Raw genomic sequence first — 12,330 nt, 5'->3', positions numbered from 1 at the left:
TTAACGTTTGGTAGTCTTCTTTAACGTTAGTTTAACGATACAGTAAACTTTTTTTAATTGAATGGTTGGTCAATCTATTTGTGGTTCGCTGTAGATTTGTGACGGTAAAACAGTACTGTTTTGATATTTTAACCTCGTTTTGTAACTAAATAATATATCTCATGAAGATTTTTTTAAATGCAGTATTCATACTACTTAGCTTTTTTACTTATAGTCAAGATAAAACTTCTAAAAGCACTCCAAAGAGTAATATTAGAAAAGTAGTTTTTATACTAGTTGATGGTATTTCTTCAGATTTATTCTATAAAGCTAACACTCCTTTTATAGATGCAATGTCCAAAGAAGGCGCTTTTTCAGAAGCATATGTTGGAGGTGAAAAAGGAGGGTACTCAGAAAGTCCTACAATATCCGCAGTGGGTTATAATAGTTTACTAACAGGTACTTGGGCTAATAAGCATAATGTATTAGGGAATGAGATTGTAAATCCTAATTATAACTACTCTACGATATTTAGATTACTTAAAGATTCATCTCCTAATAAGAGTATAGCGATTTATTCAACATGGTTAGAGAACAGAACTAAATTGGTAGGAGAAGGGTTAGAGGCTACAGGAAATATTAAAATGGATTTTTCTTTTGATGGCTTAGAATTGGATGAGGTAAAATATCCCCATGATAAATTAAAGAAATACTTAAAACGAATTGATGCAGAGGTCGCTAGAAAAGCAGCAAATCATATATATGAATCAGGACCAGACTTATCATGGGTGTATTTAGAACATAGTGATGATATGGGGCATATGTATGGAGAAAGTCCAGCGTATTTTAATGCTGTATCATATGAAGATTCATTAATAGGATTAATATGGGATGCTGTTAAAATGCGAGAACAAGAAACAGGAGAAGATTGGTTAATTGTGGTAACCACAGATCATGGAAGAATGCCAAGCGATGGAAAACATCATGGACAACAATCCTATAGAGAGCGAAGCACTTGGGTAGCTTTAAGTAAACCTGTTTCTAATCAATATTTTAAGAATAATAGAGTAGCTATTGTAGACGTGTTTCCTACCATTTGTGATCATATGGGTATTACAGTACCTCAAAAAATAGCGTACGAGCTAGATGGGGTCTCTTTAATAAAAAAAGTTGACTTGTTTGACCTAAAAGGAGTATGTGTAAATAAAAAGTATATAAGTCTTAGATGGCTAACAGAAGAGAAAGAAAGTGAAATGGCGAATGTATATGTAAGCTATACAGATAAGTATAAGAAGGGAGAGAATGATGACTTCACTTTTTTAGGAAATGTAGATGTTCAGAAAAGAGAGTTTACTACTGTAATAAGTCCTCCTAAAGGAGTAGAGTACATAAAAATTGTAATGTCTACAAAAAATCAAACTATAAATACTTGGGTAAAAATAACCCCATAATCAACTATTACTAAACTATTAAATAACATTAAAAAAACTTGTGAAAATGAACAAGAACTTAATTATTTTATTCTTTATATTTTCTACCTCCCTTTTTGCACAAAAGCAAATCACAGGGGTTGTAGAAGATTCTGCTGGGGTACCTATCCCAGGAGTTAGTGTTGTAGTACAACATACAACCAGAGGTACAATAACAGATTTTGATGGTAGATATGCTATAGAAGCTAAAGAAGGAGAAATCTTAGAATTTTCTTCTTTAGGGAGCAAGGATCAGACAGTTATTATAAAAAATCAAAGTATTCTTAATATTATATTAGAAAATAGTATTGATGAGTTAGAAGAAGTGATCGTAACCTCTCTAGGAATAAGAAAAGAAAAAAAAGTATTAGGATATGCTGTTAGTGAGTTAAAAGCAGAAGAGATTACTAAAGTAAGGTCAACTAATGTAATGAATACTCTTTCGGGTAAAATTCCAGGTTTACAGATAACAGGGGCTAGTAATGGTTTAGCTAGTTCTACAAGAGTAATAATTAGAGGAGAGAATTCACTTAATTTAGATAGTAATGAACCATTATTTATTTTAGATGGGGTTCCTGTAAACAATCGAGCTTTTGGTATTGGAGGAAACTCTACAGATCAGGCAGATCTTCCTACGGATTATGGTAATGGAATTTCAGAATTAAACGCAGATGATTTTGAATCAATAACAGTTCTTAAAGGAGCTGCAGCATCTGCATTATATGGATCCAGAGCAGGAAATGGAGTAATTGTAATTACAACTAAGAAAGGTAAAGCAGGACATGGATTGGGAGTAGAACTTTCTTCTTCTACCATGTTTAGCTCAGCATTAAAACTACCACAATTACAGACAGAATATGGTGGCGGATGGGCAGGAAAATATGCATCTAATTTTGGAACTAATTTTGGTCCTAGATTAGACGGCTCTATAGTTTCTCAAGAATTAGCATTAGGGGAACCTGTTGATAGACCCTTTATAAACAGATATGATCTTAATGACTTTTTTAAAACAGGGTTAAACTTAAATAATACAGTCTCCATTTCTGGAGCAAATGATAAAGGAGATTTCTTATTTAGCTATGGTAATAGTTATAATGAAGGGATCATACCTAATAGTAACTTAAAAGGGAATAGCTTTAGACTAAATGCGGGATATGATATAAATGATAAGTGGAGAATTAATGCTACTTCTAATTATATCACCAGAGGTTCTGATAACCTTCCTGTAGCTGGATATGGCTCTCAAGGTATTATGTATACGCTACTTTGGAATTATATAAACGTGGATCTGGGTGAACTAAGGGACTATTGGAAAGTAGAAGATGAGGAGCAACGTAGATTATTCACTTGGGGAGACAACCCCTGGTTTATTGTAAACGAAAATAGTAACGCATTCAGTAAAAAAAGATTTATAGGAAACATAAATACTACCTATAAGCTAACAAAACACTTAAGCATATTAGCTAGGATTGGAGCAGACGAGTCTAATGATTTTAGATGGTCTCGAAGATCTAAAGGAGCACAAAGAGCATCTAATGGATTATATAGGGAGCAAAAAATTAATTTTTCTGAAATTAATGCAGATTTTCTACTGTCTTATGAAAAAGAATTTGGTGATTTTGACACTAAATTTTCTATAGGTGGAAATAGATTTGATCAAAAAATTAAAGAAAGTTTATTACAAGGAAATGGATTAACAGTTCCTGGGCTTTATAACACACAAAATATTAATGTAATACCAAAATTAAGAAGTGATATTTTTGAAAAAAGAATTAATAGTGCTTATGCATTTACCACTATCGGATACAAAGATTTTATATACTTAGATGTATCTGCTAGAAATGATTGGTCATCAACACTTCCGAAAGGCAATAATTCTTATTTTTATCCTGCAGCTTCTTTATCTTTAATTCCTTCGACATTATTTACATTACCAGAAACAATAGATTTTTTAAAGTTACGATTTAATGTTGCAGAAGTAGGTAAAGATACTGATCCATATAATCTTGAAAAAACATTCGAATTTGCAGTTTTACCAGGATCTTTAACAAATCGATCTAAATTACCAAATGCTAACTTAAAACCAGAAAGAACCACTTCTACAGAGTTTGGATTAGAAACCTATTTGTTCCAGAAAAGAATTTCTTTAGATGCAACGTATTATAGTTCTACCTCTAGAGATCAGATTTTAAATGTAGGAATCTCTGGTGCTAATGGCTTTGATTCTTTAGTAACTAATGCTGGAGAAATAGAAAACTCTGGAGTAGAACTAGCTTTAGGCATAGTGCCCGTAAGAACGGAAAATTTTGAGTGGGGTTTAAAAGCTAATTTTTCTAAAAATAAAAGTAAAGTAAAATCCTTATCCGGAAACTTGGAGACATTTATCATAGCAAGAGGACCTAATAATGTAACTGTCGAGGCAAGACCAGGAGAACAGATGGGCGATATCTATGGAGAAGCCTACGAAAGAAATGAAACAGGCGATATCATATATGAGAATGGAATACCAGTGACAGGAGATAGAAAAAAAGTAGGAAACTATAACCCAGATTGGATGTTAGGATTATCTACAAATCTAAGGTATAAAGGACTAAACTTATCTATATTATTTGATGTAAGGCAAGGTGGAGAAATCTATTCATATACAAATGCTATAGGAAGAGAGAGTGGTATTTTAGACTTTACTTCTGGGTGGAGAGATGGTGTTGTAGGAGAAGGAGTAGTAAGAGATGGCTCTGGTGGTTTTGTGCCAAATACACAAGAGGTAACTGCAGAAGAGTGGGGGTATGGTATACCAAGAAGTAATGCAGAAGCAAATATTTTTGACGCTTCTTATGTAAAATTACGTCAATTAAGCTTAGGATATTCTTTTCCTGAAAGTGTTGTTTCCTTATTAGGATTACAAGAATTTTCAATGAGTTTAGTAGGGTCTAATTTATTTTTATGGACAGATGTACCTAATATAGATCCAGAAGCTCAGGCTCTAAATGGAGGATCGTTATTGCCAGGTATTGAAGTAACACAATTGCCTTCAGCAAGAACTTATGGATTTAAATTAAATATGAAATTATAAAAAACGATACGATCATGAAAAAAATAATTTATGTATTAACTCTGGTTTTATTGAGTTCTTGTACAGAGGGATTTGAAGAATTAAATACGAATCCAAATGATCCGTCAACAGTAACTGAGGAATTAGTATTACCTTCTATACTTTTGGATCTATCTAATATTACTGTAAATCAGACTTATGCGTTTGGGGATATTATTGGTCAATATGGTGCAAACTATGAGTCTAATGATATCGATATATATCGTTGGCAGGCAGATGACAGGTTTTGGTCACCGATGTATAAAGTTTTACAAAATGTAAAGGATTTAAAAACTTTTGCAGAAACTAACAACGATACTAATTATAAAGCAATAAGCCTTATTCTAGAAGCATACATTTATAGTGTTATTACAGACGCATATGGAGATGTACCTATGACAGAGGCAAATAAAACACTAGAAGGTATTACTGCTCCTGTATATGATAAACAAGAGGCTATTTACACAGCGATATTTAAAAAACTAGAAGAAGCGAATACTATTGTAGATATTTCTAAAAAAATTGAAGGAGACAAGATATATGATGGAGATTTAAATAAATGGAAAAAATTTGCAAACTCTCTGCATTTGCGTTTGTTAATGAGAATCTCTAATGTTAAGAATGTAAAAGTAGATATGGAAAAAATAATCAATAACCCTGATATCTATCCTATTTTTACCTCTAATCAAGATAATGCTATTTATAATTATAGTGGAGTTTTTCCGGATATTTCTAATGTTTCTAAACCCGGAGGAGGAAGAGGGTATGAATATTATTTACCAATCCCAACAACACATTTTTTAGATTTGCTAAATGCTAATAATGACCCTCGATTAGAACTATGGATAAGCCCTAAAAAAGATACGGACAATAGAACACTTGGAGTTGTACCGGGACAATCATTAAGGGAGATAGGACGACCTGCAGATTTTAGTAGTAGATCTAATGAATTTTTTGAGTCTGCTACAAAAATTCAAGGAATATTTATGACGTATAGCGAACTCAATTTTATCTTAGCAGAAGCTGTGGAAAAAAATATAATTGCTACAGGAGTAGCTAAGGAATATTATGATACTGCGGTAAAAGCTTCTTTTATACAATGGGGAGTTACTATGCCTGTTGATTTTCTAACTGTTATAACACCCTATGATAACAGTACAGAACGTTTATATGAGCAAAAATGGTTAGCACTCTATCATACAGGAATAGAACCATGGTTAGATTGGAAAAGAACAGATAAACCATCTTTTATTAAAGCAGGATCAGGTAACCTTAATAATAATGTAGTTCCAGTAAGGTTAAGATATCCTAGTTTAGAACAATCAGTTAATACTACCAATTATGAGCAAGCTTCAAAAGCTATGGGAGGAGATAACATCAACGCCTCATCTTGGTGGTGGTAACAATTTTATATAAATTTTTATAGTTTGAAAATAGCTATAAAAATAAGTGTTGTTTTCATTATTTTTTGACCAACAACCATCGTTTTTAACGATGGTTGTTTTTTTTTAGATTTTCTTCGGTACTTATCTGTAGTAATCCTAGTTACACCCTAAATAAGATTAAAACATTTGATAGGGTATTTTTTAAGTTAGTTGTTGTATAGTAAAACCAAATGTATTGAGAAATGAAAACACATGAAAAATTTTATAAAAATTAGTATAGCCAGTTTCTTAATTGTCTTTATTAATTCTTGTGATATAGGTGATGAGGAAAATCTTAGAAATGATACTACTAAGATAGAGTATGTTAATATTATAGGTAAAAATAAAGAAGGAGAGAGATTAACGGTAGAATACCTACTCCAGAAAAAAACTAATGTCTCTTTTCAATGGTATATATCAGATAGATTAAAGGGAACTAAATCAAAAAAAATAATAGGAGCAACTAAAAGAAGTTATGTTCTTAAGAGTACGGATGTTGAAAAATATATTGCTGTATTGTTGTTTGTAAAGAACATGCCAAATAGCGCAAGAAGATCTAAATTTGTAGGTCCTATTGTAAAAAAATAAACAAACTGTTTTATCATAGTAGTAGTTGTTAGGTAAGAGAGGGCTGTTTAATTTTAAACCCCCTCTCTTTTTTTACCTTCTATAGCTTACAGTTTTAATTGCTGTAAATGTTTTTTAGGCATAAGCTTGTTGCACCATCCTTTTAACTATAATACGATGAAACGGAGTAATGATGGTCATATATACCTTTCCAAAAAGGTTTTTGTATTCAACTAGAGTAGCCACTTTAATATTATACTTACTTTCTTCAGAATTAAAAATACTAACTCTAAAATTAAGATGCTTATCATTTGCGCCTAATATTATTTCATTTTCTAGAATAGTATAGATAGAAAAGAATCCAATATAGCCTCCTAATTTAAAATTAGTATTATAATCTTTAGGGATTCCTGTTTTTAAACCTATAAAGCTAACTATAAAGTTTCTTATCCTAAATAGATAGCTTACCCATGTAGGAGTAGTTTCAAAAATTAATCTTGCAATTTCTTCTAAGTTATTCTTATGATTCGTGGTAGAAAAAGTATCAGTGAAATCTACTTTATGTAAAGCGTTGTTTATTCCCTTTGTCTGTGGGGTAGTATCTTTTTTTACCATAATAAAATTGATATAAAAATAATTAGTGCAAATGTACTAATTAATAATTAAAATAGTACAACCGCACTATTTTAATTATTTTTATCTCGTGAATAAAACTAAAAGAAAAATACTAGACTCTAGTTTGAAACTTTATAATACTTATGGTGTATCTAATGTTAGCCAAAGAAGAATAACAGAGTATTTGAATATTAGTCCAGGAAATTTAACATATCATTTTAAAAAGAAAGAAGATATAGAGGAAGCGCTGTATTTCGAATTGGTTTTTTATGTTGATGAGCTGTATACTAGAGTAATGAATAAGGATTTAAACTTATCTATTTTGGGGGATTTTATAGATCTTTTTTTTGAATTAATATATGAATACAGATTTATATTCCTAGATTTTGTACACTTGATGAAAAGTAATGATAAAGTGGTTAAGCATTATAATGAATTACTAAAATTAAGACAAGATCAGTTTGTTCGGACTATATATTATTTGATAGATAAAGGAATATTAAGAAGGGAAGAATTACCGGATGAATATGATAACTTATATTTACGAGTTCAAGTATTTTCTGATTTTTACTTATCATCGGTAGAGATATTAAAAGAAAATAGTAAGGATGAGTATAAGGTTAATTATAAAAAAACATTTATGTATTCTTTATATCCATTTTTAACAAAAGAAGGAAAGGAAGAATTTAAAACTATAATTTAATAAAAAGAGGCTACAATAGAAGTAGCCTCTTTTTATTAAATTATACTAATAGAATATTTATTATTTTTTTTCCTGAATGCTTATAAGTTCTATTTCAAAAATAAGATCAGTATTAGGAGGTATTGGACCAACACCTTTTTCGCCATAGGCTAGGTGTGAAGGGATAAAAAGTATTGCTTTATCACCTACTTTCATTTTTTGTACACCTTCTTTAAAACCAGGAATCATTTTTGCATCAGGAGAGTATGACATAGGCATAGGAGCATACCCTCTAGGATCTGCTGCTCTACGCTCATCGAAAGTTCCTGATTCTTTAGCTTTTTCAGCAATATTAGTGTCAAAGATTTTACCATCAGTAAAATAACCCGCATAGTTTACATTAACCATGTCACTAGATGTAGGTTGTTTTCCATCTCCTTGATTAGTAAACGTAATTTCTAAACCACTTTCTAATTTTGTAGCTTTAGATTTTAATTCATTAAATTTTTTAGAAGTAGCCGCATTCTTTTCTTTCTGTACTCTTTCTTTTTCTGCTTTTTCTTCTTCTAGAACTTTTATTTTATTTGTAAAAGCAGTTTCTGTATCAAAAGCTTTAGCACTTTTCCCTTTACGAATGATATTAACTTCTAGCATTTTTAGGTCTTCTTCTGGCTTATCTCTAGGACCAGTTTTTGCAACGCCTATACTATCAATAATATCTTGTCCTATAATAATTTCTCCAAATATGGTGTGTTTTCCATTTAACCAAGGAGTCTCTTTTAAAGTAATAAAAAATTGACTACCATTAGTGTTTGGACCAGAATTAGCCATTGACAAAATCCCTTTTGACTTATGAGTAAGTGAATCTACAATTTCATCAGGGAATTTATATCCAGGATCACCAGCTCCGGTACCCAAAGGATCACCAGTTTGTATCATAAATTCTTTAATTACTCTATGAAATAAAATGTTGTTATAATATTTTTTTCCTCTATAAGTACTATCAACCATAGTATTAGTTCCTTCTGCTAAAGAAACAAAATTTGCAACGGTCATTGGAGTAAGATCATGATGTAATTTTGCTACAGCCGTACCTTTATTTGTAATAATCTCTGCATATATACCTTCTTGCAAATCTGGGTATTTTTCATTGCAACTGTTAAAAGCTAATGTAATAATAGCTAAGAATAATAGATTTAATTTTCTCATTTTTGTTGATAATTAATTTTCTGTTGTTGATTCTTTTGTAATTGTATTGAGTGTCACTTCTGCTATTAACGGAATATTTGTCCCTATCTTATGATCATCACCATAATATCCATATGCTTGATAAGAAGGGAAAAGAAAAGTTATCATTTCGCCTTGCTTCATAAGCTTTAATCCTTCTCTAAGACCTAAAAAAAGTTCTTGCTTGTCAATGCGGTATGTAACTGTATTTAATTCTTGCTTAGTGTAAATGATATTTCCACTTAGATCTTTTACATTATATGTAAAGGTTACAACATCACCAAACCTAGGAGTGATACTTGTAGATAGCGTATCTTTTTTTGTGTAGAAATACCAGAAACCTGTCTCAGATGTAATATAGCTATTGGTGGTATCGCTATTAATAATTTTTAGAATTCTAGACTCTTCTTTAGCAGCAAGTTCTTTATTTCGATGAATAGATTCATTTATGAAAGAGCCTGATTTACTACTTATTGGTCTACGGGCTTCAGGTGTTTTACAAGAAGATAATAAAAAAATAAGACAGAGTGAATGAAGTGCTAATCTCATTGATTTAAGGCGTTTTTATATGTCGGTAAGATACTAATAAATTTTTCAACTGTGCCAGATAACGATAGATTACTTCTGCCACCAGCAGCATTATGATGTCCACCACCTTCAAAATGATTTCTCGAAAATTCATTCACCGAAAAATCACCTTTAGAACGTAAAGAAATTTTAATAATTCCCTCTCCTTTATTTTCTATAAAAATTAAAGCAAATTTAATTCCTTTGATAGATAACCCAAAATTAACAAACCCTTCTGTATCTCCTTTTTTAAAATTATTTTGATCTAATTCTTTTTGAGATATGGTAATGTAGGCTGTTTTATATTTAGGTAATACTTTTAAGTTGTTTAAGGCAACTCCTTTTAACCTGATTTTAGAAAGTGTATTTGTATCATAAATATTTTCATGAATACTAGTGTTATCAGCTCCTCGATCAATTAAATCTGCTATAACCTTATGAGTAGTACTTGTAGTAGATCGATATCTAAAGGATCCTGTATCTGTCATTATACCAAGATAGATACAAGTAGCAATTTCTGGAGTAATCTTATCTATATCATTTAATTTTTCTATAAAATGATATATCATCTGGCAAGTAGAACACATACTTGTATCACTGTATGTGTATGTAGCATAATCATCAGGTTGTTGATGATGATCAATCATGATAAAAGTAGTTTTAGTTTTTGCTAAAACATTTTCCATATCACCACTTCTCGATAAATGATTAAAATCTAAAGTAAAAATAAGGTCAGCTTTTTCAATTTTTGAAATAGCAGTTTTAGTAGCACTATCATATTTTAGAACAGTATCTTCTCCAGGAACCCATTTTAAAAAAGTAGGATAATCATTAGGAGTAATTACGCTAACATTATGATTTAATGAAGTAAGATAGTGATATAAGGCTAAACTAGAACCTATAGCATCGCCATCAGGATTTTTATGTGTTACTATAATAATATTTTTGGGAGTAGAAAGTAACTCCTTTATTTTATTTGCGTCATTAGTAGTCATAGGTCAGCGAAGATACGATAAATAATATTTTGGTAATATTAGAACCACTAATTTTGTTGTATAATTAGATTTTCTAAAATGAAATATAGTTGCAGTTTTATTCTTATAATTTTTGGTGCCGTCCAACTATCTTTTTCACAAGATATCACAGAGCCGATTTTTAATGATTTTGTTATAGCTTTTGGAAGTTGTAACAAACAAAATAGCCCTCAGCCTTTTTGGGATGAAATTCAGAAAAACAATCCTGATCTATTCATCTGGGGAGGAGATAATATTTATACCACTTCTGATGATATTTCTAATATGAAGAATGATTATCTGATACAAAATAATATTGCTGATTATCAAAAAATTAAAAGGGTAATTCCCGTGATGGCTACCTGGGATGATCATGATTATGGGCTTAATGATGGGGGAGAAGAGTGGAGTCAGAAAGAAAAAAGCCAGCAATTATTCTTAGATTTTTTAGGAGTAGAAAAAGATAGCCCTAGAAGAACTAGAAAAGGGATTTATACATCTAAAATATTTGAAACAGAAAAAGGTAGTGTTAAGGTAATTATCTTAGATACTCGATATTTTAGAACACCATTAAAAAAGAGTAATGAGGAAACTAAGCGATATCAACCCTATAAAAATAAAGAAGGAACGCTATTAGGGGATAAACAGTGGAGGTGGTTAGAAAAAGAATTAGCATCTAATTATTCAGATTTCGTGATTATAGTCAGTAGTATTCAAATCCTATCATCAGAACATGGTTTTGAAACTTGGGGTAATTTTCCTCATGAAGTAGAGCGATTAAAAGAAATATTAGTAAGTAAAAAAGTGAAAAATGCAATACTACTTAGTGGAGATCGACATATTTCTGAATTTTCTTCAGCTAAAGTAAAAGGGCTTGGATATCCATTAATTGATTTTACATCTAGTGGTTTAACACATTCATATGTAGGATTTAAAGGAGAGCCAAATGCATATAGAATTAGTGATGTTACCTCGGTTCCTAGTTTTGGAGTATTAAAATTTGATTTTAAATCTTACAGTGTAGCAATGCAAATTCGTGGAAATAATAATAAAGTACTACAAGAATATAAAATAGAATACCTTAAAAAATAGTTTTTTTGATATGAGAAGAGAATGAATAATAATTCTTGTTTTTGATATTTTTATACATATTTTTGCACAAAATTAAAAAATAGAGGCTTACATACCTAGAATTAGTAATTAAAGAACACTTTTTATCAATTAGAGTGTTATAACAAAAAAATACAATGGCAACAAACAGAACTTTTACAATGCTTAAACCGGATGCGGTAAGAAAAGGTTATATAGGAGGAATTATAGAGCAAATCACAGCTTCAGGATTTAGAATTGTAGCAATGAAGTTAACGCAACTTACTACAGATGATGCTTCAGCATTTTATGCAGTTCATAAAGAACGTCCTTTTTACGGAGAATTAGTAGAATATATGACTAGTGGTCCGATTGTAGCCGCAATTTTAGAAAAAGAAAATGCAGTAGAAGATTTTAGAACTCTAATTGGAGCAACTAATCCACAAGAAGCTGCAGAAGGTACTATCCGTAAAAAATATGCTACTTCTATAAGTGAGAATGCCGTACATGGTAGTGATAGTGATGAAAATGCTGCTATCGAAGGAGCTTTCCATTTTTCAGGAAGAGAGCAATTTTAGGTAGAGAATATCGTCTAAATAAATCTTTA

11 protein-coding genes are annotated in these 12,330 nt (G+C 30.8%); 7 read left to right on the top strand and 4 right to left on the bottom strand.

Annotation, left to right across the window (positions count from 1 at the left end; all coding sequences use genetic code 11):
* The first annotated feature begins 161 nt into the window (after positions 1–161).
* The 4 genes from N456_RS19520 to N456_RS19505 all read left to right on the top strand — a co-directional run bounded on the left by N456_RS19520 (position 162) and on the right by N456_RS19505 (position 6,551).
* Positions 162–1,430: an alkaline phosphatase family protein gene (locus tag N456_RS19520; RefSeq protein WP_062060865.1), complete on the top strand. Its 1,269-nt coding sequence runs from the start codon at positions 162–164 to the stop codon at positions 1,428–1,430.
* Between the two features lie 46 nt (positions 1,431–1,476).
* On the top strand, positions 1,477–4,521 hold the full coding sequence (locus N456_RS19515) for a SusC/RagA family TonB-linked outer membrane protein (RefSeq protein ID WP_062060862.1): 3,045 nt from the start codon (positions 1,477–1,479) through the stop codon (positions 4,519–4,521).
* Positions 4,522–4,535: 14 nt separating this feature from the next.
* Positions 4,536–5,942 (top strand): SusD/RagB family nutrient-binding outer membrane lipoprotein, encoded by a 1,407-nt coding sequence (locus N456_RS19510; protein WP_062060859.1) that lies wholly within the window; start codon positions 4,536–4,538, stop codon positions 5,940–5,942.
* A 234-nt stretch (positions 5,943–6,176) separates the two neighbouring features.
* Positions 6,177–6,551 (top strand): hypothetical protein, encoded by a 375-nt coding sequence (locus tag N456_RS19505; protein ID WP_062060856.1) that lies wholly within the window; start codon positions 6,177–6,179, stop codon positions 6,549–6,551.
* 114 nt (positions 6,552–6,665) lie between these two features.
* On the opposite strand, the gene N456_RS19500 is transcribed toward N456_RS19505, so the two are convergent.
* The gene (locus tag N456_RS19500; RefSeq protein ID WP_062060853.1) at positions 6,666–7,145 is read right to left on the bottom strand and encodes a DUF2867 domain-containing protein; all 480 of its coding nucleotides are present in this window, start codon (positions 7,143–7,145) and stop codon (positions 6,666–6,668) included.
* 88 nt (positions 7,146–7,233) lie between these two features.
* Here N456_RS19500 and N456_RS19495 point away from each other — a divergent pair, with 88 nt between their 5' ends.
* Complete coding sequence (locus N456_RS19495; RefSeq protein WP_062060851.1) at positions 7,234–7,848, top strand: TetR/AcrR family transcriptional regulator; 615 nt, start codon at positions 7,234–7,236, stop codon at positions 7,846–7,848.
* Positions 7,849–7,908: 60 nt separating this feature from the next.
* Here the strand turns inward: N456_RS19495 and N456_RS19490 are convergent, their stop codons facing one another.
* Genes N456_RS19490 through N456_RS19480 form a run of 3 tightly spaced genes read right to left on the bottom strand, consistent with a single transcriptional unit; the run spans position 7,909 to position 10,616 of the window.
* Positions 7,909–9,036, bottom strand: a complete 1,128-nt coding sequence (locus tag N456_RS19490) for a peptidylprolyl isomerase (RefSeq protein ID WP_062060848.1) — start codon at positions 9,034–9,036, stop codon at positions 7,909–7,911.
* A 12-nt stretch (positions 9,037–9,048) separates the two neighbouring features.
* Complete coding sequence (gene gldI, locus N456_RS19485; protein WP_062060845.1) at positions 9,049–9,603, bottom strand: gliding motility-associated peptidyl-prolyl isomerase GldI; 555 nt, start codon at positions 9,601–9,603, stop codon at positions 9,049–9,051.
* On the bottom strand, positions 9,600–10,616 hold the full coding sequence (locus tag N456_RS19480) for a DHH family phosphoesterase (RefSeq protein WP_062060841.1): 1,017 nt from the start codon (positions 10,614–10,616) through the stop codon (positions 9,600–9,602). The genes gldI and N456_RS19480 overlap by 4 nt, the downstream gene beginning before the upstream one ends.
* A 78-nt stretch (positions 10,617–10,694) precedes the next feature.
* On the opposite strand from N456_RS19480, the gene N456_RS19475 reads away from it, so the two are divergent.
* Positions 10,695–11,726, top strand: coding sequence for an alkaline phosphatase D family protein (locus N456_RS19475; RefSeq protein ID WP_062060837.1), 1,032 nt, complete (start codon positions 10,695–10,697; stop codon positions 11,724–11,726).
* Between the two features lie 155 nt (positions 11,727–11,881).
* Entirely contained in the window at positions 11,882–12,301 is a 420-nt protein-coding gene (locus N456_RS19470) for a nucleoside-diphosphate kinase (RefSeq protein WP_062060834.1), read from the top strand.
* Positions 12,302–12,330 lie beyond the last annotated feature (29 nt).

It is taken from the genome of Aquimarina longa SW024 (genome assembly GCF_001401755.1).
GTDB lineage: Bacteria > Bacteroidota > Bacteroidia > Flavobacteriales > Flavobacteriaceae > Aquimarina > Aquimarina longa.
The sequence above is the reverse complement of the archived record's forward strand: the minus strand, read 5'-3'. Positions and strand labels throughout refer to the sequence as shown.